The organism is Streptomyces seoulensis (genome assembly GCF_022846655.1).
GTDB lineage: Bacteria > Actinomycetota > Actinomycetes > Streptomycetales > Streptomycetaceae > Streptomyces.
Genome location: NZ_AP025667.1, coordinates 4,975,132 through 4,998,175, shown reverse-complemented (window position 1 = coordinate 4,998,175; position 23,044 = coordinate 4,975,132). Strand labels below are relative to the sequence as shown.

Sequence of the window (23,044 nt, the reverse complement as noted above, 5' to 3'; positions counted from 1 at the left end):
CGCGTTTGAGCCGTGTGCACCGTGACATCGCGGTGACAGGGTGTGGCGACGGGCGGGGTGCGGCTACGATGACCGGCACAAGGACGGGCGGCGAAAGGGAGTCGTCCCCTGGGGCGGCGCCCGGTGTACCGCCGGGGCGAGGAGGGCGGGCCATGGTGCAGAAGGCCAAGATCCTCCTGGTCGATGACCGGCCGGAGAATCTGCTGGCGCTGGAGGCCATCCTCTCTGCGCTCGATCAGACGCTGGTGCGGGCATCTTCCGGGGAGGAAGCGCTCAAAGCACTGCTCACGGACGATTTCGCGGTCATCCTGCTGGATGTCCAGATGCCGGGCATGGACGGCTTCGAGACGGCCGCGCACATCAAGCGGCGGGAGCGGACTCGGGACATCCCGATCATCTTCCTCACCGCGATCAACCACGGCCCGCACCACACCTTCCGGGGTTATGCGGCGGGGGCGGTCGACTACATCTCCAAGCCGTTCGACCCGTGGGTGCTGCGCGCCAAGGTCTCGGTCTTCGTCGAGCTGTACATGAAGAACTGCCAGTTGCGCGAGCAGGCCGCGCTGTTGCGGCTCCAGTTGGAGGGCGGCGGCAAGGACACCGTCGACAGCAAGGAGCCCGCCGGGCTGCTGGCGGAGCTGTCCGCGCGGCTCGCGGCCGTCGAGGAGCAGGCCGAGGCGCTCTCCAAGCAGTTGGACGACGAGTCGGCCGACGCCGCGGCGGTGGCCACGGCCGCCCATCTGGAGCGCAAACTCACCGGACTGCGCCGGGCGCTGGACGCCCTGGAGCCGGGCGCCGACGGCTCGGCCCCACTGCCACCGCAGGGCTGACGTCCCGCCAGGTGCGGCGGACACCATGAGCGGGCGTCAGTTTCGTGCCCCGGCAAGGGCGACACGAACGGGTGAAGCCGTGGGCACACGTGTCCGCTGTCGTCTCCCCCGGTAACCTCGGACCCATGGCCTCACGTCCCTCCGCAGCCAAGAAGCCGCCCGCCAGGAAGGCGGCCGTTCCCGCGAAGGCTCCGGCGCGGAAGGCGGTCGCCAAGAAGGCCCCGGCCAGCAAGGCCCCGGCCAAGAAGGCGCCGGCCCGCAAGCCCGCGGTCCGCAAGGTGCCGGCCAAGCCCGCGCCCAGCCCCACCGGGGGCGTGTACCGGCTCGTGCGCGCCCTCTGGCTGGGCATGGCGCACGCGGTCGGTGCCGTCTTCCGGGGCATAGGGCAGGGAGCGAAGAACCTCGACCCGGCTCACCGGAAGGACGGCGTGGCGCTGCTGCTGTTCGCGGTCGCGCTGATCGTCGCCGCCGGAACCTGGGCCGACCTGAGCGGACCCGTCGGCGACCTGGTGGAGATCCTGGTCACCGGCGCCTTCGGCCGCCTGGACCTGCTGGTGCCGATACTGTTCGCGGTCATCGCCGTGCGGTTCATCCGGCACCCGGAGCAGCCGGAGGCCAACGGCCGGATCGTCATCGGGCTGTCCGCGCTGGTCATCGGCGTCCTCGGCCAGGTCCACATCGCCTGCGGCTCGCCCGCGCGGGACGACGGCATGCGGGCGATAAGGGACGCGGGCGGGCTCATCGGCTGGGCCGCCGCCACCCCGCTGACGTACACGATGAGCGAGGTGCTCGCCGTACCTCTGCTGGTGCTGCTCACGGTGTTCGGCCTGCTCGTGGTGACCGCCACACCGGTCAACCACATCCCGCAGCGCCTGCGCGCCCTCGGCGTCCGCCTGGGCGTGCTGCACGACTACGCGGCCGACCTGGACGACGTCGAGGGCTACGACGAGCAGTGGCGCGACGAACCGCCCGCGCGCCCCCGCAGCCGCCGTGGCGGCCCGCAGGGCTACGACCCCGACGCCGCCGAGGACGAGGCGCTCACCCGGCGCCGCCCCCGCCGGGCCGCGCGGCCCGAGCCGCGCGAGATGGACGCCATCGACGTGGCCTCCGCGGCCAACGCCGCGCTCGACGGCGCCGTGCAGCACGGCATGCCGCCGTCCCCGGTCGTCGCCGACCTCACCCAGGGCGTGAGCGTGGGGGACCGCGAGGAGACCACCCCGGTCCCCGTGCCCTCCCCGGCGCCGTCGTCCCGGCCGGTGCCGGGTAAGAGGAACACCGACTCCGGTGTCCTCGACCTCACCAAGGCGCCCCCCGAGGTGCCCCGCGAGATGCCCGCCCGCGCGGAGCAGCTCCAGCTCTCCGGGGACATCACCTACTCGCTGCCCTCGCTGGACCTCCTGACGCGCGGCGGCCCCGGCAAGGCGCGCAGCGCGGCCAACGACGCGGTGGTGGCCTCCCTGCGCACGGTCTTCACCGAGTTCAAGGTGGACGCCGACGTCACCGGCTTCACCCGGGGGCCGACGGTCACCCGCTACGAGGTCCAGCTCGGCCCCGCCGTGAAGGTCGAGCGGATCACGGCGCTCGCCAAGAACATCGCATACGCGGTCGCCAGCCCGGACGTGCGGATCATCAGCCCCATCCCCGGCAAGTCGGCCGTCGGCATCGAGATCCCCAACACCGACCGGGAGATGGTCAACCTCGGGGACGTGCTGCGGCTCGCGGAGTCCGCCGAGGACGACGACCCGATGCTGGTCGCCTTCGGCAAGGACGTCGAGGGCGGCTACGTGATGCACTCGCTGGCGAAGATGCCGCACGTCCTGGTCGCCGGCGCCACCGGCTCCGGCAAGTCGTCCTGCATCAACTGCCTGATCACCTCGATCATGATGCGGGCGACCCCGGAGGACGTCCGGATGATCCTGGTCGACCCCAAGCGCGTCGAGCTGACGGCCTACGAGGGCATCCCGCACCTGATCACGCCGATCATCACCAACCCCAAGCGGGCCGCCGAGGCCCTCCAGTGGGTCGTGCGCGAGATGGACCTGCGCTACGACGACCTCGCCGCCTACGGCTTCCGGCACATCGACGACTTCAACCGCGCCGTGCGCGAGGGCAAGGTCACCCCGCCGCTCGGCAGCGAGCGCGAGCTCCAGCCGTACCCGTACCTGCTGGTGATCGTGGACGAGCTGGCCGACCTGATGATGGTCGCCCCGCGTGACGTCGAGGACTCGATCGTCCGCATCACCCAGCTCGCGCGGGCCGCCGGAATCCACCTGGTGCTGGCCACCCAGCGGCCCTCGGTGGACGTGGTCACCGGCCTCATCAAGGCCAACGTGCCCTCCCGGCTGGCCTTCGCCACCTCCTCGCTCGCGGACTCCCGCGTCATCCTCGACCAGCCCGGCGCCGAGAAGCTCATCGGCAAGGGCGACGGCCTGTTCCTGCCCATGGGCGCCAACAAGCCGACCCGAATGCAGGGCGCCTTCGTCACCGAGGCCGAGGTCGCGGTCGTCGTCCAGCACTGCAAGGACCAGATGGCGCCGGTCTTCCGGGACGACGTCACCGTGGGCACCAAGCAGAAGAAGGAGATCGACGAGGACATCGGCGACGACCTCGACCTGCTGTGCCAGGCAGCCGAGCTGGTGGTCTCCACCCAGTTCGGGTCGACGTCCATGCTCCAGCGCAAGCTCCGGGTCGGCTTCGCCAAGGCGGGCCGGCTGATGGACCTCATGGAGTCCCGGAACATCGTCGGCCCCAGTGAGGGCTCCAAGGCCCGTGACGTTCTTGTGAAGCCTGACGAACTGGACGGCGTGCTCGCCGTGATTCGCGGGGAGTCTGACGGATAGGGCTTCGGGCCATCCGGCGTGTCGGGACTGCGCCGGGTGGCGGCACCACCGTGATCCACCCGTTAAACATCGGCGGGCAACCGTTTCCCTTCGCAGTACGTCAAGTTGAGCGAGAGCAGGGGTACAGGTACCGGCCTGGGCCTCCCGCTCCCGTCCGCCGTCGGGCTGACCGGCCATTCCGATGGCGTACAAAGTCCGTTCGCCTGCTTGCCCCACCCTTTCGTACCCCGCCTAGACTGAACGCTCAGCACAGGTGGCTCACACGCTCGAAAGGCGCCCCCGTGTCCATCGGCAGCAACTCCCCCGAAGACGAGCCCCCGTTCCCCGACGTCCCCGAGCACGACGGACCCTCCGTCGGCACCGCCCTGCGTCAGGCCCGCGTCGCGGCCGGGCTGAGCGCGGGTGATGTCAGCAACGCCACCCGCATCCGCCTCGGCATCGTGCACGCCATCGAGGAGGACGACTTCACCTCCTGCGGCGGTGACGTGTACGCGCGCGGCCACATCCGCAACCTCGCCAAGGCCGTCGGCCTCGATCCCGCCCCCCTGATCGCGCGGTTCGACGCCGAACACGGCGGCCGGCCCGCGCCCACCCCCGCGGCCCCCCTGTTCGAGGCGGAGCGCATCCGCCCCGAGCGCAGGGGCCCGAACTGGACCGCGGCCATGGTCGCGGCGATCGTCGTCGTCATCGGCTTCGTCGGCTTCACCGCCGTCAAGTCGCAGACCGGCGGCGACACGGACACCCAGGCCGTCGAGGGCAAGGCCTCGCCGACCGCCACCAGGTCCGCCGCGCCCACCCCGAAGACCGGGCAGTCCGCCACGCCGAAGTCCGACCCGTCCGACAGCGCCATCGCGGCCGCCCCGCAGGACAAGGTGACCGTCCAGGTCAGCGCCCCCGACGGGCGTAGCTGGATCTCCGCCAAGGACCACAACGGGCGCATGCTCTTCGACGGTCTGCTCAACAAGGGCGAGTCCAAGACCTTCCAGGACAGCACCAAGATCAACCTGATCCTCGGTGACGCCGGGGCGATCGAGCTGTACGTCAACGGCAAGAAGATCGACGACGACTTCCGGCCCGGTGCCGTGGAGCGGCTCACGTACACCAAGGGCGACCCCGAGGTCGGGTGACGCCCTTCCGGGCGCCCGGGGCGAGCGGACAGTGACGGGGTTGGCCGGCAACGGCCAACCCCGTCGACATGGGGTGCCAGACAGACAAAGTAGTCTTGAGCCCATGCCTGAACGCCGTACCGTCGCACTAGTCACTCTCGGCTGCGCCCGTAACGAGGTGGACTCGGAGGAGCTCGCAGGCCGTTTGGAGGCGGACGGCTGGCAGCTCGTCGAGGACGCCGGGGACGCCGATGTCGCCGTGGTCAACACCTGTGGGTTCGTCGAAGCCGCCAAGAAGGACTCCGTGGACGCCCTCCTGGAGGCCAACGACCTCAAGGACCACGGCAGAACCCAGGCCGTCGTGGCGGTGGGCTGCATGGCCGAGCGGTACGGCAAGGAACTCGCCCAGGCGCTGCCCGAGGCCGACGGCGTGCTCGGCTTCGACGACTACGCCGACATCTCCGACCGCCTCCAGACCATCCTGGCCGGCGGTGTCCACGCCGCCCACACCCCGCGCGACCGCCGCAAGCTGCTGCCGATCAGCCCGGCCGAGCGCCAGGAGTCCGCGGCCGCCGTCGCCCTGCCCGGCCACGGCCCGACCGACCTCCCCGACGGCCTGGCGCCCGCCTCCGGCCCGCGCGCGCCCCTGCGCCGCCGTCTGGACGGCTCCCCGGTCGCCTCGGTCAAGCTCGCCTCCGGCTGCGACCGGCGCTGCTCCTTCTGCGCCATCCCGTCCTTCCGCGGCTCCTTCATCTCCCGCCGCCCCAGCGACGTGCTCAACGAGACGCGCTGGCTGGCCGAGCAGGGTGTGAAGGAGGTCATGCTCGTCTCCGAGAACAACACCTCCTACGGCAAGGACCTGGGCGACATCCGCCTGCTGGAGTCCCTGCTTCCCGAGCTGGCCGAGGTCGACGGCATCGAGCGGGTGCGCGTCAGCTACCTCCAGCCGGCCGAGATGCGTCCCGGCCTGATCGACGTGCTGACCTCCACCCCGAAGGTCGTGCCCTACTTCGACCTGTCCTTCCAGCACTCCGCGCCGAACGTGCTGCGCGCCATGCGCCGCTTCGGTGACACCGACCGCTTCCTGGAGCTGCTGGACACCATCCGGGGCAAGGCTCCCGAGGCCGGCGTCCGCTCCAACTTCATCGTGGGCTTCCCCGGCGAGACCGAGGCCGACCTCGCCGAGCTGGAGCGCTTCCTGACCGGCGCCCGCCTGGACGCCATCGGCGTCTTCGGCTACTCCGACGAGGAGGGCACCGAGGCGGCCACCTACGACACCAAGCTCGACGAGGACGTGGTCGCCGAGCGTCTCGCCCACATCTCCCGGCTCGCCGAGGAGCTCGTCTCGCAGCGCGCCGAGGAGCGCGTCGGGGAGACCGTGCGGGTGCTGGTGGAGTCCGTCGACGGCGAGGACGGGGTGTACGGCCGCGCCGCGCACCAGGCGCCCGAGACGGACGGCCAGGTGCTGCTCACGAGCGGCGAGGGTCTCACCGTGGGACGTATCGTCGAGGCCAAGGTGGTCGGCACCGAGGGGGTCGACCTGGTGGCCGAGCCGCTTCCCGGTTCGTCGGTGTGTAGCGAGGAGGCGGCCAGATGACCGGAGTCCCGGCATCCGCCTCGGGCGGCTCCTCCGGCGCGCGCAGCGCACCGGGTCACGCCGCCGACGGCGCTCCGGAGGTCTCCGACCCGGCCGCCGCGCTGGAGGCGCGGCACCCGCGCGGCGGCAAGCTGGCCGCCGCGGCCGTCAACCAGGCCAGCGTCTGGAACGTCGCCAACCTGCTCACCATGCTCCGGCTGGTCCTCGTGCCCGGCTTCGTGGCGCTGCTGCTCGCGGACGGCGGCTACGACCCGGCCTGGCGCTCGTTCGCCTGGGCGGCCTTCGCCGTCGCCATGATCACGGACCTGTTCGACGGGCATCTGGCGCGCACCTACAACCTGGTCACCGACTTCGGGAAGATCGCCGACCCGATAGCGGACAAGGCGATCATGGGCGCCGCGCTCATCTGCCTGTCCTGGCTGGGCGACCTGCCCTGGTGGGTGACGGCGGTCATCCTGGGCCGGGAACTCGGCATCACCCTGCTGCGTTTCGTGGTCATCCGGTACGGCGTGATCCCGGCCAGCCGGGGCGGCAAGCTGAAGACGCTCACCCAGGGCGTGGCGGTCGGCATGTACGTGCTGGCGCTGACCGGCTGGCTGGCCACCCTGAGGTTCTGGGTGATGGCCGCGGCGGTCGTCCTCACGGTCGTCACCGGTCTCGACTATGTGAGACAGGCCATCGTGCTGCGCCGCCGGGGAATCGCCGAGCGGGCGGCGGCGTTGGAAGAGCGAGAAGCGTGAACCCCACGGCCACCGAGCTGGTTCGGCTACTGAAAGTGAGCGGCGAGACGCTCGCCGTGGCCGAGTCGCTGACCGGTGGTCTGGTCGCCGCCGAGATCACCTCGGTCCCCGGCGCCTCCCAGGTGTTCCGGGGTTCGGTCACCGCCTACGCCACCGAGCTGAAGCACCGGCTCCTCGGCGTCGACGCCGGCCTGCTGGCCCGGTCGGGCGCGGTGGATCCGCAGGTCGCGGCCCAGATGGCGGCCGGTGTGCGCGAGGTGCTCGGCGCCGACTGGGGCATCGCCACCACCGGGGTGGCCGGCCCCGATCCGCAGGACGGGCAGCCCGTCGGCACGGTGTACATAGCGGTCGACGGACCCTTCCGGCAAGGCTCTCCTTCCGCCCCCGGCGGAAAAGTGGAGGCCCTGCGGTTGAACGGCGGCCGTGCGGAAATTCGTATGGAGAGTGTACGGAGCGTACTCGCACTGCTTCTGCGGGAGCTTGCGGGCGAACAGACCGGAAATGAGCGGGCACAGGATACGGAACGGAACGGGGGGTTTTGATGTTTGCAGCCCTGAGTGAACACGACATCGCTCCCCGCACGGCCGCGGCGCGAGGCGGTACGGTGGGGCGAGAAGGATGCGGCTACGCGGTCCGAGGAGGGAGCCACCGATGATTCTGCTCCGTCGCCTGCTGGGTGACGTGCTGCGTCGGCAGCGCCAGCGCCAGGGCCGTACTCTGCGCGAAGTCTCCTCGTCTGCCCGGGTCTCGCTCGGCTATCTCTCCGAGGTGGAGCGGGGGCAGAAGGAGGCTTCCTCCGAGCTGCTCTCCGCGATCTGCGACGCGCTGGACGTACGGATGTCGGAACTCATGCGTGAGGTGAGTGACGAACTGGCACTCGCCGAGCTGGCCCAGTCCGCGGCCGCCAACGATGGTGTCCCGGCCCCGGTCCGCCCGATGCTGGGTTCCGTGTCGGTGACCGGTGTGCCACCGGAACGGGTGACCATCAAGGCGCCCGCCGAAGCGGTGGACGTGGTCGCCGCGTGACCTGCGCGCACGCGGCCTAGCGCCCGAGAACGTGAGCCCCGGCCGGGCCTCCCTGGATTTTCCGGGTGAGGCCCGGCCGGGGCTTTTTCCTGCGCGGACCCGGCCGCGGCCGTCCGGTTTGCTCCGTTTGCCGGGGTGGGGCGGGCCGGTCATGGTGGGAGGGACGTGAAGCCCGCCGAGCCCTGAGGACAGCGGATGTACGTGGTGAAGAGTCCCCTTCCCGAGGACGATCTGAAGACCGTCTCCGAGGCCCTCCAGGGTGCGCTCGTGGATCTGGTCGACCTCTCGCTGGTCGCCAAGCAGATCCACTGGAACGTGGTCGGGCCACGCTTCCGGTCCATCCACCTCCAACTGGACGAGGTGGTCGCCTCCGCCCGCCTGCACTCCGACTCGGTGGCCGAGCGCTCCTCGGCGCTGGGCGTCCCGCCGGACGGACGCGCGGCCACGGTCGCCTCCGGCACCGGCATCAAGGTCCCTCCGTCGGGCTGGATCAAGGACACGGACGCGGTCTCCGGGATGGTCGCCGCTCTCGGCGCGGTCATCGCCCGGATGCGGGAGCGGGTGAAGGCGACCGGTGACGCCGACCCGGTGTCCGAAGACCTGTTCATCCAGATCACGGCGGATCTCGAGAAGCACCATTGGATGTTTCAGGCCGAGACCGCTTAGAAGAAGCGGGTTCCCGGATCCGGCGGTCGGCCTGTCTGCCCGGCGCTGCTCCGGTGAGCCCTTCGGTGCGCCTTCCGCAGGTGGCAGGCGGTGTTCTAGCTTCCGGCCGGAGGTGGCGGACCATGATGGGGCGAATAGTGCGCTGGGGGGCAGGGCTCGGGCTGGGCGCGGTCTGGTGGTGGGCGGTGCTGCGGCTGGCCCTGGGGGACGGCGCGGGCGTGCTGGAGGGCTCCGTGGTCCTCGGCGGGTGGGGGCTGGGCGTGCTGCCGGTGCACTGTGTGGCCAAGGAGCGGGCCGAGGGAGCTGTGCGGACCGGGCGGTGGCGGGAGGCTTGGCGTATCACCGGGAAGGACGGGGGTACGGGGGCCGGGGGTGCTGGGGTCCCTCGTTCGGGTGAAGCCGGAGCGGGGTGAGCGGGGTCGCTGTCGGTGAGCGGCGAGGTCGGCCGTGTGCCTTATCGCGCCGGGCGCGGATAGCGCTCACGCCAGCGCTGGGCTGAGCCCGGTGCGGGGGCGGGGCCGCTCTGGCAGGTGGGGCACCAGTAGGTGGGGCGGTCCTGTGAGCCGTCGCCCTGGTCGGCCACGCGTACCGGGGTGCGGCAGCGCAGACAGGGTCGGGAGGCCCGGCCGTAGACGAACAGGTCGTTGTGGTCCAGTCCGGTGGTCCGGCGGACCGGCCGGGCCCGGTTGGCCTCCAGCAGGCGCTGGGCGACGCCGGGGAGCTGGACGGCGCGGTCCGCGGGGAGCGAGCCGACGGGGAGCCAGGGGGTCACGCCGAGCAGGAAGCACAGCTCGCTCTTGTAGACGTTGCCGATCCCGGCGAGATTGCGCTGGTCGAGCAGGGCTTCGCCGAGGGGGCGGGCGGGGTCGGCGTACAGGTTGGCGAGCGCGCGCTCCGGGTCCCAGTCCGGGCCGAGGAGGTCGGGCCCCAGATGGCCTACGACCCGCTCCTCGTCCTCGGTGCGCAGCAGCTCCAGCACCGAGAGGCGGTAGCCCACGGCCATGCGGTCGTCGGCGCCCAGGACGATGCGGATCTGGTGACCGGCGCCGCCCCGCCAGCGTTCGCCCCGGCCGTACACCTTCCAGGCGCCCTCCATCCGCAGATGCGTGTGGAGGGTCAGGCCGCCCTCGAAACGGGTGAGCAGGTGCTTGCCGCGTGGGGCGGTGTTCAGCACGGTACGGCCGGTCAGGTCGACCGTCGCGTACTGCGGCACCCGGAAGTCGCTGTGGTCCAGCACCCTGCCGGCGAGCGCGTCGTGCAGCCGCTTCGCGGTCTGCCACACCGTGTCACCTTCGGGCATGCGTCCAGGGTGCCACGGCGGGGCCGGGACGACCGGCTTCAGCGGCCCGGTGCGGCGGGCTCAGGCGCGCAGACGCAGGCCGCGCGGGGTCGCCACGAAGCCGGCACCCTCCAGCAGGGTGCCCAGGGGTGAGGTCAGGGCCGCGGTGCCGTTGATCCGCTCGACGGTGACCGTGCCCAGGGAGCCCGCGCGGGCGGCCGCCGCCAGGGCCTCGGCAGCGGCGCGCAGGCGGGGGTCGTCGGTCGCGGAGGCGTCCGGGTCGGCCGGCCAGGCCAGCAGGGACTTGCCGCCGCGCTCCATGTAGAGGGTCAGTTCGCCCTCCACCAGGACGACGAGCGAGCCCGCCTTGCGGCCCGGCTTGTGCCCGGATCCGGTCGGCGGCTCCGGCCAGGGCAGCGCGGCGCCGTACGCGTTGGCGGGGTCGGCTGCGGCGAGGACCACCGCGCGGGAGTCGGCGGAGGTGTCACGGGCCCGGGGGCCGTAGCCACGGTTCGGCGGGGTGCCGTAGCCCGGACCGCCGCGAGGGCCGCCCTGGCCGGGGGAGTCGTAGGAGCCGGGGATGGCCGCCGGGCCGAAGGGGCGGGGGAGACCGCCGTCGTCCCCGCCCCGGGGCGGCCAGGCGAAGTCGCCGTCGAGGCTCGGGTGGCCGAAGGCGCCGGCGGACGGGTCGAACGCGTCGGACGCGGCGTGGCCGTCGCCGGGGAAGGGCGGGAGACTGCCGGCGCCGTCGCCCGCCGGGCCCGGCTCGGGTGCCACGCGCTCGCCCCGGTCACGGGCGTTGGACACCGCACGGAGCCGGTCCACGGCGCCGTCCATGGCGAACTGGGCGGCGCCCAGCCCCTCGACCACGTAACCGCGCCGTGCCTGGCCGCTCTCCTCGAACACCGACAGCACCCGGTACACCGCCGAGAAGCCGCCCTCCACACCCTCGGCGCCCACCGCGCCCCGGGTCACCACACCGTGCCGGTCCAGCAGGGCGCGGGCCCGCGCGTGGGCGCGCACGGTGGCGTCCGGTTCGGGCACGGGCAGCAGCGACCAGCGGCCTCCGACGGTCGGCGGGCCGGACCGGGAGGTGGCTCGGGCTGCGGCGGTCAGGGAGCCGTAACGCCCGCGCGGGACATTGCGTTTGGCGCGGTGGGCCGTCGCACCGGCGGTACGGCCCGAGCCCAGCAGGGCGCGCATCGGCGCCAGGGTGTCGTTGGTGAGCCGGCCCGACCAGGCCAGGTCCCACAGGGCGTCGGCCAGGTGGGCGTCGCTCGCCGCGGGGTGCGTGGTGGCGCGGACCTGGTCGGCGATCTGGCGGAAGAACAGGCCGTACCCACCGGAGAGCGTGTCCAGGATCGACTGGTGGAGCGGGCTCAGTTCCAGGGGGTGCGGGGGCGGGAGGAGGAGGGGGGCCGTGTCCGCCAGGTAGAGCGAGACCCAGCCGTCCTTGCCGGGCAGGGAGCCCGCCCCGGCCCATACGACCTCGCCCGCCGCGGTGAGTTCGTCCAGCATCGACGGCTTGTAGTCCGCCACACGGGACGGCAGGACCAGCTTCTCCAGCGCGGACGCGGGCACCGACGCGCCCTGCAACTGCTCGATGGCGCGCACCAGTCCGTCCGTGCCGCGCAGCGCGTGGCCCTTGCCGATGTGCTGCCACTGCGGCAGGAACTGCGCCAGCGCGGCGGGCGGCACCGGCTCCAACTCGTGCCGCAGCGCGGCCAGGGAGCGGCGGCGCAGCCGCCGCAGCACCGTGGCGTCGCACCACTCCTGGCCGATGCCCGCGGGATGGAACTCGCCCTGTACGACCCGGCCGCTGCCGGCCAGCCGTTGGAGGGCGCCCTCGGTGACCGCCACGCCGAGGCCGAAGCGGGCGGCGGCGGCCGTGGAGGTGAAGGGGCCGTGGGTGCGGGCGTAGCGCGCGAGGAGGTCGCCGAGCGGGTCCTTGACCGGCTCGGTGAACGCCTCGGGCACGCCGACCGGCAGCGCGGTGCCGAGCGCGTCACGCAGGCGGCCCGCGTCCTCGATGGCCGCCCAGTGGTCCTCGCCCCCCACGCGGACCTTGATGGCCCGCCGGGCGGCGGCCAGCTCCCGCGCCCACTCCGGCTCGGCGCCCCGCGCGCCCAACTCGGCGTCGGTCAGCGGGCCCAGCAGCCGGAGCAGATCCGCGACCCCCTCCACGTCCTTGATCCGGCGGTCCTCGGTGAGCCACTGGAGTTCGCGCTCCAGCTCGGTCAGCACCTCGGCGTCGAGCAGTTCCCGCAGCTCCGCCTGGCCCAGCAGCTCGGCCAGCAGCCGGGAGTCCAGGGAGAGCGCGGCGGCCCGGCGCTCGGCGAGCGGGGAATCGCCCTCGTAGAGGAACTGGGCGACGTAGCCGAACAGCAGGGAGCGGGCGAAGGGGGACGGCTCGGGGGTGGTGACCTCGACCAGGCGGACCTTGCGGGACTCGATGTCGCCCATCAGCTCGACCAGGCCGGGCACGTCGAAGACGTCCTGGAGGCACTCGCGGATCGCCTCCAGGACGATCGGGAACGACCCGAACTCGCTCGCCACCTCCAGAAGTTGCGCCGAACGCTGGCGCTGCTGCCACAGCGGGGTGCGTTTGCCGGGGTTGCGGCGCGGCAGCAGCAGCGCGCGGGCCGCGCACTCGCGGAACCGGGAGGCGAACAGGGCCGAGCCGCCCACCTGGTCGGTGACGACCTGATCGACCTCGCCCTTGTCGAAGGCGACGTCCGCCGCGCCGACCGGGGCCTGTTCGCCGTCGTACTCCGCGCCGGCCTTCGCGGGGCCCTGGTCCAGCAGGTCCAGGCCCATCAGGTCGGCGTCGGGCAGGCGCAGCACGATGCCGTCGTCGGCGTGCATGACCTGTGCGTCCATGCCGTACCGCTCGGAGAGACGGGCGCCGAGCGCCAGCGCCCACGGGGCGTGCACCTGGGCGCCGAAGGGGGAGTGGATGACGACCCGCCAGTCGCCCAGCTCGTCCCGGAAGCGCTCCACGACGATGGTCCGGTCGTCCGGGATGTGCCCGCACGCCTCGCGCTGCTCGGCCAGGTAGGACAGGACGTTGTCCGCCGCCCACGTGTCCAGGCCCGCGGTGAGCAGGCGCAGCCGGGCGTCCTCCTCGGACAGCGACCCGACCTCGCGCAGGAACGCGCCGACCGCGCGGCCCAGTTCGAGCGGTCGGCCGAGCTGGTCGCCCTTCCAGAACGGCAGCCGGCCCGGCACGCCCGGCGCGGGGGAGACCAGGACCCGGTCGCGGGTGATGTCCTCGATGCGCCAGGAACTCGTGCCCAGCGTGAAGACGTCGCCCACGCGGGACTCGTACACCATCTCCTCGTCCAGCTCGCCGACCCGGCCGCCGCCCTTCTTCGGGTCGGAACCGACGAGGAACACCCCGAACAGGCCCCGGTCGGGGATCGTGCCGCCGGAGGTGACGGCGAGCCGCTGGGCGCCCGGCCGGCCGCTGATCGTGCCGGTCACGCGGTCCCACACCACGCGGGGGCGCAGTTCCGCGAACGCGTCCGAGGGGTAGCGGCCCGCGAGCATGTCGAGGGTGGCGGTGAACGCGGACTCCGGGAGCGAGGCGAAGGGTGCCGCGCGGCGGACGGTGGCCAGCAGATCGTCGTACTGCCAGGCGTCCAGCGCCGTCATGGCGACGAGCTGCTGTGCCAGGACGTCCAGCGGGTTGGACGGCACCCGCAGGGACTCGATCCCGCCCGAGCGCATCCGCTCGGTGACCACGGCCGCCTGCACCAGGTCGCCCCGGTACTTGGGGAAGACCACACCGGTGGAGACGGCCCCCACCTGGTGTCCCGCGCGGCCCACGCGCTGCAGGCCCGAGGCGACCGACGGCGGGGACTCGACCTGGACGACCAGGTCGACCGCGCCCATGTCGATGCCCAGCTCCAGGCTGGAGGTGGCCACCACGGCGGGCAGCCGCCCGGCCTTCAGGTCCTCCTCGACCAGCGACCGCTGTTCCTTGGAGACCGAGCCGTGGTGCGCGCGGGCGATCACCTGGGGGGCGCCCTGGGCCGCGCCCGAGCCGCCCATCAGCTCGGCCGGGGAATGGTGCTCGTCCAGCTTCTCGCCCGTGGCGCGCTCGTAGGCGATCTCGTTGAGCCGGTTGCACAGCCGCTCCGCCAGGCGGCGGGAGTTGGCGAACACGATGGTCGAGCGGTGCGACTGGACCAGGTCGGCGATCTTCTCCTCGACGTGCGGCCAGATCGAGGGCTTCTCCGCCTTGTCGTCGCCGTCGGCGGCGGGGGAGCCGCCCAGCTCGCCCATGTCCTCGACGGGCACGACCACCGACAGGTCGAACTCCTTGCCCGACTCGGGCTGGACGATCTCCACCTTGCGCCGGGGCGAGAGATAGCGGGCCACCTCGTCCACCGGCCGCACGGTCGCCGACAGGCCGATCCGGCGGGCGGGCTTCGGCAGCAGCTCGTCCAGCCGCTCCAGGGACAGCGCGAGATGCGCGCCGCGCTTGGTGCCCGCGACCGCGTGCACCTCGTCCAGGATCACGGTCTCGATGCCGGTGAGCGCGTCCCGCGCGGACGAGGTCAGCATCAGGAACAGCGACTCGGGGGTGGTGATCAGGATGTCCGGCGGGCGCGTGACCAGCGAGCGCCGCTCGGCGGGCGGGGTGTCGCCGGAGCGGATGCCCACCTTCACCTCGGGCTCGGGCAGGCCCAGGCGCACGGACTCCTGGCGGATGCCGGTCAGCGGGCTGCGCAGGTTGCGCTCCACGTCCACGGCGAGCGCCTTCAGCGGGGACACGTACAGCACCCGGCAGCGCTTCTTCGGGTCGGCCGGGGGAGGGGTGGAGGCCAACTGGTCCAGCGCGGCGAGGAAGGCGGCCAGGGTCTTGCCGGAGCCCGTCGGCGCCACCACCAGCGCGTCCGAACCCTCGTTGATGGCCTTCCACGCGCCCGCCTGGGCTTCGGTGGGCGCGTGGAACGCCCCCGTGAACCACTCGCGGGTCGCGGGGGAGAAGCCTTCGAGGGCCGGGTGGGCGGATCTCACCATGCATCCATCCTGCACCCGCCCACTGACAATCGGGCTGACCTGGGCAAACGGGGCGGATCGCGGCGTGCGGCGACCGGCGGGCGTGGCCGACAATGGGCGTATGGCGGGTTCAGGGGAGCGGGCACGGCACTGGCGGTACGCGGAACTGCCCGGGGTCGACCTGCTCCGCGCTCGCTACATCCGCAAGACCTTCGCCCGCCACACCCACGAGAACTTCGTGATAGCGGCCATAGTGGACGGCGTGGAGGTCTTCCACCACCAGGGTGCCGACGTGTCGGTGGGCGCGGGCGCCCTCGCGCTGGTCAACCCGGACACCCCGCACACCGGCCGCGCGGGCGTCCCCGAGGGCTGGCGGTACGGCGCGGTGTACCCGTCGCCCGAGGTGGTGGCCCGGATAGCGGCCGAGACCAGCACCGTCCGGGGGACGCCCGGCTTCGCCGCCCCGATGGTGGACGACCCGTACACCGTCCGTCTCGTCCACCAGGTGCTGCGCGCCGCTGAGGAGGGCAACGCGCTGGCCGCCGACACCCTGCTGAGCGTGGCGGTGACCCGGCTGCTGCGGCTCAACGGCGGCCCGCTGCCCGAGCGCCGGGCCCGCTCGGCCGGTTCCGGTGTCGCCGCACGCGCGCGTGCCGTGCTGGAGGAGCGGATGGCGGCCCCGCCCAGCCTGGAGCGCCTCGCCACCGACCTCGGCACCAGCCGCTTCGCCCTGCTGCGGGCCTTCCGGGACGCCTACGGCATGCCCCCGCACACCTGGCTCACCGACGCGCGCGTGCGCCGCGCCCGGCTCCTGCTGGACGCCGGCACCTCGCCCGCCGATGCCGCCGCCCTGGTCGGCTTCACCGACCAGCCCCACCTCAACCGCCACTTCACCCGGATCGTCGGCGTGCCTCCGGGGGCCTACCAGCGCGAACGCGAGACCGTGAGAACACTGCCGGGCGCAACAACGTACAAGACCCCGCCGGGCGGGCCACCGTAGCGTCCGGGGCGTGGCACAGCGACAGACAGCACTCGCGGACAGGGCCGCCGAGGACGTGGGAAAGCCGGACAGCGCCGTCGTACGGGACGCCCTCGGGGTCGGCGTCGCCGTAGGGCTCTCCGGCTTCGCCTTCGGCGTCACCTCGGCAGGCAGCGGACTCGGACTCCTCCAGACCTGCGCACTCAGCCTCCTGGTCTTCACCGGCGCCTCCCAGTTCGCCCTGGTGGGAGCGCTCGCGGCAGGCGGAAACCCCTTCACCGCCGCGGCGGGCGCGTTCTTCCTCGGCGTGCGCAACGCGTTCTACGGGCTGCGGCTGTCGCAGTTGCTCGCCCTCCCGCGCGCGTTGCGGCCGTTCGCCGCCCAGTGGGTGATCGACGAGACCACCGCCGTCACCGTGGCCCAGCCGGACCGGCGCTCCGCGCGGCTCGGCTTCACCGTCACCGGGCTCAGCCTGTACGTGCTGTGGAACCTCACCACCCTGCTCGGCGCGCTCGGCGCGCAGGCCCTCGGGGACACCGACGCCTGGGGGCTGGACGCGGCGGGGCCCGCCGTCTTCCTGGCGCTGCTCGCCCCCATGCTGACCACGTTCACCGAACGCGCGGTCGCGGCCCTCGCGGTCGTCCTGGGCCTCGGCCTGCTTCCGGTGCTGCCCGCCGGGGCGCCCGTACTGGTGGCGGCCCTGGCGGCGCCCCTCGCCCTGTTCGTACAAGGTCTGCGCGCCCGCGCCGCCCAGAGCCGCCCGCAGGACCCGGACGCACCGGAGGAGGACCGTTGAACACCTGGCTCGCCATCGGCGTCACCGCGCTCGGCTGCTACGCCGTCAAGCTCGCCGGGCTGCTCGTCCCCGCGAGCGCCGTGGAGCGGCCGCTCGTCAAGAAGCTCGCCGCGCTGCTGCCGGTCGCCCTGCTGGCCGCGCTCACCGCCCAGCAGACCTTCGCCGACGGCCGCACCCTCGTCCTGGACGCCCGGGCCGCGGGAGTCGCGGCGGCGGCCGTCGCCCTGCTGCTGCGCGCACCGTTCCTGCTCGTCGTCGCGGTGGCCGTGGCCGTGACGGCGGGGGTGCGCGCCCTCACCGGCTGAGCGCCGGGTCAGCCGACGTAGCGGCCGTAGGCCCTCAGGGTGCGCAGCGCCTCGATGGTCACCCCGGCGCGCGCCTCCAGCGCCGGAGCCGCGGCCCAACGGCGCCACCGCACGGGCCAGCCCCCGTCCGCCTCCTGCTCGGCGGCGAGGTGATCCAGCGAGCGCTCCATCTCCTCGTCCGTGAACCACGCACGCGCCAGCGAATCGGGGGTGCGGGCGAAGTCGTGCGCGAAGTGGTGCTCACCGGGCGCGTAGCCGGGGGAGACGGGGTACGCGTCCAGGCGGTCCGGCTCCAGCGCCGCGAGCCGCCGCTCGCGCACCAGGCGGCCGAGCCGGTCCGCGGCCGCCTGCGCGCGGGCGCGGTCGGGAGCGGAGTCGAGGAACGCCACGGCGGCCTGCACCTCGTACGGATGCGACACCTCCAGGGCGTCCACCGCCTGCCAGCAGAAGTCGGTGGCCCGGAACAGCCACGCGTGCCACACCTCGTTGCGGTGCAGCAGGCCCACCACCGGCCCCGTCGCCAGCAACTCGCTCGGCGGGTCGTCCACCACCGGCACGAACGGCGCCACCGGATACCCGCGCTGGCTCGGATGGACCGCCGGCAGCGCGCCGTCCGCGGTGGACACCGAGGTCAGATAGCGGCACACCCGTTCCACCCGCTGCCCGCCGCACCGGCCGACCGAGGCCAGCACCCGCAGCGCGCGAGCGGTGTGCAGCGGCTGGCTCACCGGGCCGCGCAGATCGGGCTCCAGCGCGTGACCGTAGCCGCCGTCCTCGTTGCGATAGGCGTCCAGGGCCCGCTCCACCGGGTCCGCGCCGCCGTTCAGGAAGTGGTGCGCGAAGAGCCGCTGCTCCAGCACGCGCGCGGTGAGCCAGACGAAGCGCTCCGCACGGAAGAGGGGGGAGTGCGCCGGGGGCGCGGAGGGGAGCGAGGGAGCACCTGATTCGGCCATGGACCAGACCGTAGGGCCACCGGAGGCCGCCGAGAACGGTCCCGGACGCACCCGCCCCCTGAGGCGGGATACTTGAGGCATGCGGTTGACGGTCTTCTGGCAGCGGATGGCGGAGCACTTCGGTTCGGGGTACGCCGACTCGTTCGCGCGCGATCACATCATGTCCGAGCTGGGCGGACGGACGGTGCACCAGGCACTGGACGCCGGCTGGGACGCCAAGGAGGTGTGGCACGTGGTGTGCACCGTGATGGACGTGCCGGGGGACAAGCGCTGAGTCACGGTCGTCGTCGGGTGCCGGGCGGGGTCGGCCGAAAGACGGGGACGAATTACGCGGATCGCCGGTCCCCCGGTCGACGGACGAGCCGACGGGTGTGTTGACGGCCACATACCGAGTCGGTCACCGAGGCCCCCAGACGGTCGGGGCTGTCGGTGGCGTGGGCCAGACTTGGCCCGTGGCACGCATCGACGACATCGAGCCGACCGACCCGCAGACGGCACCCCCGGCCGGGCCCGCCCCCGCTGCCGGCCCGCCGCCGCGCGAGCCCGCGGCCGGTGCCGTCGCGGGCGCCAAGATGCCGCGCTGGCTGCCGCGCGCCATGGTGCTCGCGCTCGTGCTGGTCGCCCTGTTCCAACTGGGAAGCTGGGCCTTCCACCAGTTGATCGGGCTCCTCGTCAACATCCTGATCGCGTTCTTCCTGGCCCTCGCCATCGAGCCCGCCGTGAGCCGGATGTCCGCGCGCGGGATGCGCCGGGGGCTTGCCACCTTCCTGGTCTTCCTCGGCTTGGCCGTCGTCACCGCGGGCTTCTTCACCCTGCTCGGGTCGATGCTCGCGGGCCAGATCATCAAGATGATCGAGGGATTCCCCGAGTACCTCGACTCGGTCATCAACTGGATCAACCAGACCTTCCACCTCGAGGTGCGCCGGGTCGACGTCCAGGAGGGCGTGCTCCACTCCGACTGGCTGCGCAAGTACGCCCAGAACAGCGCGGCCGGGGTCCTCGACGTGTCCGCCCAGGTGCTCGGCGGCCTCTTCCAGATCCTCACCGTCGGCCTGTTCTCGTTCTACTTCGCCGCCGACGGCCCCCGGCTGCGCCGCGCCCTGTGCTCGGTGCTGCCGCCCGCGCGGCAGACCGAGGTGCTGCGCGCCTGGGAGATCGCCGTCGACAAGACCGGCGGCTACATCTACTCGCGCGGCCTCATGGCGCTCATCTCCGGCGCGGCGCACTACATCCTGCTCCAGGCCCTCGGGGTGCCGTACGCGCCCGTGCTCGGTGTCTGGGTGGGCCTGGTCTCGCAGTTCATACCGACCATCGGCACCTACCTCGCGGGTGCGCTGCCGATGCTGATCGCGTTCACCGTGGCGCCCTGGTACGCGGTGTGGGTGCTGATCTTCGTCGTGGTCTACCAGCAGTTCGAGAACTACATGCTCCAGCCCAAGCTGACGTCCAAGACCGTCGACATCCACCCGGCCGTCGCCTTCGGCTCGGTCATCGTGGGCACCGCCCTGCTCGGCGCGGTCGGCGCCCTGATCGCCATCCCGGCGGTGGCCACGCTCCAGGCGTTCCTGGGCGCGTACGTGAAGCGGTACACGGTCACTGACGACCCGCGCGTGCACGGACACCGGCTGCGGCGGCAGGGGCGCCCGGACACCTTCATCCGCCTTCGCCTGGGACGCCCGCGCGCTCCGGAGCCGGAGCCGGAGACGGAGTCGGTGTCGGAGTCGGAGGGGTCGACCCAGGGGCCTGGCGACAGGCCCTAGCCGGGGTCCTGTGCGGCGCGGGCGCGGCGGTGGGCGGCCACGCGCTCGCGGGTGGCGCAGCGGCGTGAGCAGTAGCGGCGGGGCGGGCCGCTGCCCTGGGTGACGTAGACGTGGTCGCAGCTCGGGGAGTCGCAGATGCCGCCCGGCGGTCGTTGACGGTCCCAGACGAGGACGGTCAGCGCCATGCAGGACGAGGCGAGGAACCACTCGGCCCAGGGGGCGTCGTCGGCGCTGTCGAGGTGGGGGTGCCAGGGGGTGGTGCCGTCGTGCGAGGACAGCCGCAGCGGGCCCGTGTGCTCGCGCAGGAGGCGGTTGAGGGCCGAGGCCGCGGTGTCGGTGTCCCCGGCGGCGAACACCTCGCGCAGTCCGGCGGCGGCCGCGCGCATCTCGGTCAGGTCGCGCGCGGAGAGGTCGATGGGGTCGCTCTCGCCGTACGCGCGGAGCACGTCGGCCACGTCGGCCGGCTCGGGGTGGCCGTCGGCGAGCGCATTGACCAGGTCGGCGGTGCGCTGGGCCGTCGTCAGCACCGAGTGCCGGGTGGACCAGTCGGCGGGAGTGGAGGACACCGGCCGAATGTAACGCACGTTGCGGAGTTTTGAGTTACCTCCGTAACGTCACTGCGATGCCAAGGCGTTACGCGCTCACTTCCTACCTAGCCGGTGCGGTGGCCGCCCGTATCGGGGACGAGACGTCGGGGCCGGCCCTGATGCTGGCCGGGTTCGCCCTCACCGGCTCGGCCTCCGCCGCCTCCGCCCTGCTCGCGGGCGTCACGATCTCCGCCGTGGTGGGCGGACCCTTGCTCGGCGCGGTTCTTGACCGGGCGGAGCGGCCAGGGCGTCTGCTCGCGGGGGCGCTCGGCCTGTACGCCGGGGGGCTGGGGGTGATTCTGCTCGGGCTCGGCCGGCTGCCCTTCGCCACGACCCTCGTGCTCGCTGTGGCGACCGGGTTGTCGGCGCCTGCCGTCGCGGGCGGGTGGACCGCGCAGTTGGCCCGGGTCGCGCCGGGCGGGCTGCTGGAGCGGGCGAACGCCCTCGACGCGATGACGTTCGGCGCGGCGGGTCTGGCCGGTCCGGCGCTTGCCGGGGGTGTGGCGGAGGGGCTGGGCGCGCCGACCGCCGTGGTCGTCGCCGGGGTGCTCGTCGGGTCGGCGGTGCCGGCCGCCTGGCGGCTGCCCAGGGTGCCGGTCCGAGAGCGGGGGTCGGTGGCCGGGGACCTCGTCGCCGGAGTGCGGTACGTCGCGAGGAACGCGGCCCTGGCGCGGGCGACTCTCGTCTCGGTCGGCTCCTGCGCGGCCCAGGGTGTGCTGACGGCCTGCCTTCCCCTGCTGGGCGAGCGCTGCCTGGGCGGGGCGGCCCGAGGAGCGGTACTGCTCACCTGCGCGGCCGCGTCGGCCCTGCTGGCCAACGCCGTGCTCGCGCGCCGCGCGCCCGCCTGGGCTCCGGACACCGTTATCCGGGTCGGTGCCCTGGTCCAGGCGGCCGCTCCGGCGCTCGCGGCGTCGGCTCGACCGGCCTTCCTCGTCGTGGCCGCGCTGCTGCTCGGTGCCGGTGAGGGACCGCAACTGACGGCCCTGTTCGCCGTCCGGCACAGGGAGGCGCCGGAGCGCCTGCGCGGTCAGATCTTCACCACGGGTGCCAGCTTGAAGATCACCGGGTTCGCCGTGGGCGCCGCCTGCGGCGGACCGCTCGCGGCCTGCTCGCTGCCGGGCGCTCTGCTGCTGGCGTCGGGGGTCGGCGCCGCGGCCTGTGTGGGGTTCCCCGTGAGGGGCACCCGCTCGGCGGGGCGACTGTGAATAGCGGGTGTCCTCCGACTCGCGGGTGGCTCCTGAGGTGCTTGACACGAAAATCGAACATCCATTCTCATGGAAGCTCAGGCGAGGCCGTCGACGGGGACTTCGTAGCGGTTCGGGTAGGTATGTCCCTCGGTTATCCACAGGCCGGACCGGCGTCGGGGCGCGTTGTCAGTGGCAGGCGTTAGCGTCTTTGACGTGAAGCGATCGACTCAAGCAAACCGGGTGGAACCCATGGCAGGAACCGACCGCGAGAAGGCGCTCGACGCCGCACTCGCACAGATTGAACGACAATTCGGCAAGGGCGCAGTGATGCGCATGGGCGAGCGGTCGATGGAGCCCATCGAGGTCATCCCGACCGGCTCGACCGCCCTCGACGTGGCGCTCGGCGTCGGTGGTCTGCCGCGCGGCCGTGTCGTGGAGATCTACGGCCCGGAGTCCTCCGGCAAGACGACCCTCACCCTGCACGCCGTGGCCAACGCGCAGAAGGCCGGCGGCCAGGTCGCCTTCGTCGACGCGGAGCACGCCCTCGACCCCGAGTACGCGAAGAAGCTCGGCGTCGACATCGACAACCTGATCCTCTCCCAGCCGGACAACGGTGAGCAGGCGCTGGAGATCGTGGACATGCTGGTCCGCTCCGGCGCGCTCGACCTCATCGTCATCGACTCCGTCGCCGCGCTCGTCCCGCGCGCGGAGATCGAGGGCGAGATGGGCGACAGTCACGTGGGTCTCCAGGCCCGCCTGATGAGCCAGGCCTTGCGGAAGATCACCAGCGCGCTCAACCAGTCCAAGACGACCGCGATCTTCATCAACCAGCTCCGCGAGAAGATCGGCGTCATGTTCGGCTCGCCGGAGACCACGACCGGTGGCCGCGCGCTGAAGTTCTACGCCTCCGTGCGCATCGACATCCGCCGCATCGAGACCCTGAAGGACGGCACGGACGCGGTCGGCAACCGCACCCGCTGCAAGGTCGTCAAGAACAAGGTCGCCCCGCCGTTCAAGCAGGCCGAGTTCGACATCCTCTACGGCCACGGCATCAGCCGCGAGGGCGGTCTGATCGACATGGGCGTGGAGCACGGCTTCGTGCGCAAGGCCGGTGCCTGGTACACGTACGAGGGCGACCAGCTCGGCCAGGGCAAGGAGAACGCCCGCAACTTCCTCAAGGACAACCCCGACCTCGCCAACGAGATCGAGAAGAAGATCAAGGAGAAGCTGGGCGTCGGCGTGCGTCCCGAGAAGCCCACCGCCGAGCCGGGCGCGGACGCCGTCGCGGTCACCACCCCGGGCGCCGACGCCAAGGCCACGGACGCCAAGGCGGCCACCGCCCCGGTCAAGGCCACCAAGCCCAAGGCCGCCACCGCCAAGAGCTGA

Annotated in this window: 20 protein-coding genes; 16 read left to right on the top strand and 4 right to left on the bottom strand. The window is 72.8% G+C overall.

The window, feature by feature from the left end; genetic code table 11:
• Positions 1-152 precede the first annotated feature (152 nt).
• The 9 genes from HEK131_RS22995 (at position 153) to HEK131_RS22955 (ending at position 9,218) form a co-directional block, all read left to right on the top strand.
• Entirely contained in the window at positions 153-830 is a 678-nt protein-coding gene (locus tag HEK131_RS22995) for a response regulator (protein WP_217460735.1), read from the top strand.
• 125 nt (positions 831-955) lie between these two features.
• On the top strand, positions 956-3,670 hold the full coding sequence (locus HEK131_RS22990; protein ID WP_244336862.1) for a DNA translocase FtsK: 2,715 nt from the start codon (positions 956-958) through the stop codon (positions 3,668-3,670).
• Positions 3,671-3,951: 281 nt separating this feature from the next.
• Entirely contained in the window at positions 3,952-4,797 is an 846-nt protein-coding gene (locus tag HEK131_RS22985; RefSeq protein ID WP_244336861.1) for a helix-turn-helix domain-containing protein, read from the top strand.
• 103 nt (positions 4,798-4,900) lie between these two features.
• Positions 4,901-6,373 carry a 30S ribosomal protein S12 methylthiotransferase RimO gene (gene rimO, locus HEK131_RS22980; protein ID WP_217460738.1) on the top strand — a complete coding sequence of 491 codons (1,473 nt, stop codon included), beginning with the start codon at positions 4,901-4,903 and terminating at the stop codon, positions 6,371-6,373.
• On the top strand, positions 6,370-7,113 hold the full coding sequence (pgsA, locus tag HEK131_RS22975) for a CDP-diacylglycerol--glycerol-3-phosphate 3-phosphatidyltransferase (protein ID WP_217460739.1): 744 nt from the start codon (positions 6,370-6,372) through the stop codon (positions 7,111-7,113). The genes rimO and pgsA overlap by 4 nt, the downstream gene beginning before the upstream one ends.
• Positions 7,110-7,655: a CinA family protein gene (locus HEK131_RS22970; RefSeq protein WP_244336860.1), complete on the top strand. Its 546-nt coding sequence runs from the start codon at positions 7,110-7,112 to the stop codon at positions 7,653-7,655. Before pgsA ends, HEK131_RS22970 begins: the two co-directional genes overlap by 4 nt.
• Before the next feature lie 109 nt (positions 7,656-7,764).
• Entirely contained in the window at positions 7,765-8,139 is a 375-nt protein-coding gene (locus HEK131_RS22965) for a helix-turn-helix domain-containing protein (RefSeq protein ID WP_031183054.1), read from the top strand.
• A 195-nt stretch (positions 8,140-8,334) separates the two neighbouring features.
• Entirely contained in the window at positions 8,335-8,805 is a 471-nt protein-coding gene (locus tag HEK131_RS22960; RefSeq protein ID WP_217460741.1) for a Dps family protein, read from the top strand.
• Between the two features lie 122 nt (positions 8,806-8,927).
• Positions 8,928-9,218, top strand: coding sequence for a hypothetical protein (locus tag HEK131_RS22955; RefSeq protein WP_217460742.1), 291 nt, complete (start codon positions 8,928-8,930; stop codon positions 9,216-9,218).
• Positions 9,219-9,259: 41 nt separating this feature from the next.
• On the opposite strand, the gene HEK131_RS22950 is transcribed toward HEK131_RS22955, so the two are convergent.
• On the bottom strand, positions 9,260-10,105 hold the full coding sequence (locus HEK131_RS22950) for an Fpg/Nei family DNA glycosylase (RefSeq protein WP_244336858.1): 846 nt from the start codon (positions 10,103-10,105) through the stop codon (positions 9,260-9,262).
• A gap of 60 nt (positions 10,106-10,165) precedes the next feature.
• Positions 10,166-15,112, bottom strand: a complete 4,947-nt coding sequence (locus HEK131_RS22945) for an ATP-dependent helicase (protein WP_244336857.1) — start codon at positions 15,110-15,112, stop codon at positions 10,166-10,168.
• A gap of 100 nt (positions 15,113-15,212) precedes the next feature.
• Here HEK131_RS22945 and HEK131_RS22940 point away from each other — a divergent pair, with 100 nt between their 5' ends.
• Genes HEK131_RS22940 through HEK131_RS22930 form a run of 3 tightly spaced genes read left to right on the top strand, consistent with a single transcriptional unit; the run spans position 15,213 to position 17,171 of the window.
• The gene (locus HEK131_RS22940) at positions 15,213-16,091 is read left to right on the top strand and encodes an AraC family transcriptional regulator (RefSeq protein ID WP_244336856.1); all 879 of its coding nucleotides are present in this window, start codon (positions 15,213-15,215) and stop codon (positions 16,089-16,091) included.
• A gap of 10 nt (positions 16,092-16,101) precedes the next feature.
• Entirely contained in the window at positions 16,102-16,866 is a 765-nt protein-coding gene (locus HEK131_RS22935) for an AzlC family ABC transporter permease (protein ID WP_244336855.1), read from the top strand.
• Positions 16,863-17,171, top strand: coding sequence for an AzlD domain-containing protein (locus HEK131_RS22930; RefSeq protein WP_217460747.1), 309 nt, complete (start codon positions 16,863-16,865; stop codon positions 17,169-17,171). Before HEK131_RS22935 ends, HEK131_RS22930 begins: the two co-directional genes overlap by 4 nt.
• 8 nt (positions 17,172-17,179) lie before the next feature.
• Here HEK131_RS22930 and HEK131_RS22925 read toward each other — a convergent pair whose 3' ends face one another.
• Complete coding sequence (locus HEK131_RS22925) at positions 17,180-18,124, bottom strand: hypothetical protein (protein WP_244336853.1); 945 nt, start codon at positions 18,122-18,124, stop codon at positions 17,180-17,182.
• A gap of 79 nt (positions 18,125-18,203) precedes the next feature.
• Here HEK131_RS22925 and HEK131_RS22920 point away from each other — a divergent pair, with 79 nt between their 5' ends.
• Positions 18,204-18,398 (top strand): DUF3046 domain-containing protein, encoded by a 195-nt coding sequence (locus HEK131_RS22920; RefSeq protein WP_217460749.1) that lies wholly within the window; start codon positions 18,204-18,206, stop codon positions 18,396-18,398.
• Between the two features lie 298 nt (positions 18,399-18,696).
• Complete coding sequence (locus tag HEK131_RS22915) at positions 18,697-19,884, top strand: AI-2E family transporter (RefSeq protein ID WP_244452125.1); 1,188 nt, start codon at positions 18,697-18,699, stop codon at positions 19,882-19,884.
• On the opposite strand, the gene HEK131_RS22910 is transcribed toward HEK131_RS22915, so the two are convergent.
• Positions 19,881-20,450, bottom strand: a complete 570-nt coding sequence (locus HEK131_RS22910) for a CGNR zinc finger domain-containing protein (RefSeq protein WP_244336852.1) — start codon at positions 20,448-20,450, stop codon at positions 19,881-19,883. The two genes, HEK131_RS22915 and HEK131_RS22910, sit on opposite strands and share 4 nt — an antisense overlap.
• Positions 20,451-20,506: 56 nt before the next feature.
• On the opposite strand from HEK131_RS22910, the gene HEK131_RS22905 reads away from it, so the two are divergent.
• Together HEK131_RS22905 and recA are read left to right on the top strand one after the other, a co-directional pair.
• On the top strand, positions 20,507-21,676 hold the full coding sequence (locus tag HEK131_RS22905) for an MFS transporter (protein ID WP_244336851.1): 1,170 nt from the start codon (positions 20,507-20,509) through the stop codon (positions 21,674-21,676).
• Between the two features lie 231 nt (positions 21,677-21,907).
• Positions 21,908-23,044, top strand: coding sequence for a recombinase RecA (gene recA / locus HEK131_RS22900; protein WP_217460752.1), 1,137 nt, complete (start codon positions 21,908-21,910; stop codon positions 23,042-23,044).

Excerpts from the sequence above, each read along its gene's own strand:
- HEK131_RS22995 (WP_217460735.1), top strand. The coding sequence starts at position 153 with ATGGTGCAGAAGGCCAAGATCCTCCTGGTCGATGACCGGCCGGAGAAT.
- HEK131_RS22990 (WP_244336862.1), top strand. The coding sequence starts at position 956 with ATGGCCTCACGTCCCTCCGCAGCCAAGAAGCCGCCCGCCAGGAAGGCG.
- rimO (WP_217460738.1), top strand. The coding sequence starts at position 4,901 with ATGCCTGAACGCCGTACCGTCGCACTAGTCACTCTCGGCTGCGCCCGT.
- pgsA (WP_217460739.1), top strand. The coding sequence starts at position 6,370 with ATGACCGGAGTCCCGGCATCCGCCTCGGGCGGCTCCTCCGGCGCGCGC.
- HEK131_RS22965 (WP_031183054.1), top strand. The coding sequence starts at position 7,765 with ATGATTCTGCTCCGTCGCCTGCTGGGTGACGTGCTGCGTCGGCAGCGC.
- HEK131_RS22960 (WP_217460741.1), top strand. The coding sequence starts at position 8,335 with ATGTACGTGGTGAAGAGTCCCCTTCCCGAGGACGATCTGAAGACCGTC.
- HEK131_RS22955 (WP_217460742.1), top strand. The coding sequence starts at position 8,928 with ATGATGGGGCGAATAGTGCGCTGGGGGGCAGGGCTCGGGCTGGGCGCG.
- HEK131_RS22950 (WP_244336858.1), bottom strand. The coding sequence starts at position 10,105 with ATGCCCGAAGGTGACACGGTGTGGCAGACCGCGAAGCGGCTGCACGAC.
- HEK131_RS22945 (WP_244336857.1), bottom strand. The coding sequence starts at position 15,112 with ATGGTGAGATCCGCCCACCCGGCCCTCGAAGGCTTCTCCCCCGCGACC.
- HEK131_RS22940 (WP_244336856.1), top strand. The coding sequence starts at position 15,213 with ATGGCGGGTTCAGGGGAGCGGGCACGGCACTGGCGGTACGCGGAACTG.
- HEK131_RS22925 (WP_244336853.1), bottom strand. The coding sequence starts at position 18,124 with ATGGCCGAATCAGGTGCTCCCTCGCTCCCCTCCGCGCCCCCGGCGCAC.
- HEK131_RS22920 (WP_217460749.1), top strand. The coding sequence starts at position 18,204 with ATGCGGTTGACGGTCTTCTGGCAGCGGATGGCGGAGCACTTCGGTTCG.
- HEK131_RS22915 (WP_244452125.1), top strand. The coding sequence starts at position 18,697 with ATGCCGCGCTGGCTGCCGCGCGCCATGGTGCTCGCGCTCGTGCTGGTC.
- HEK131_RS22905 (WP_244336851.1), top strand. The coding sequence starts at position 20,507 with ATGCCAAGGCGTTACGCGCTCACTTCCTACCTAGCCGGTGCGGTGGCC.
- recA (WP_217460752.1), top strand. The coding sequence starts at position 21,908 with ATGGCAGGAACCGACCGCGAGAAGGCGCTCGACGCCGCACTCGCACAG.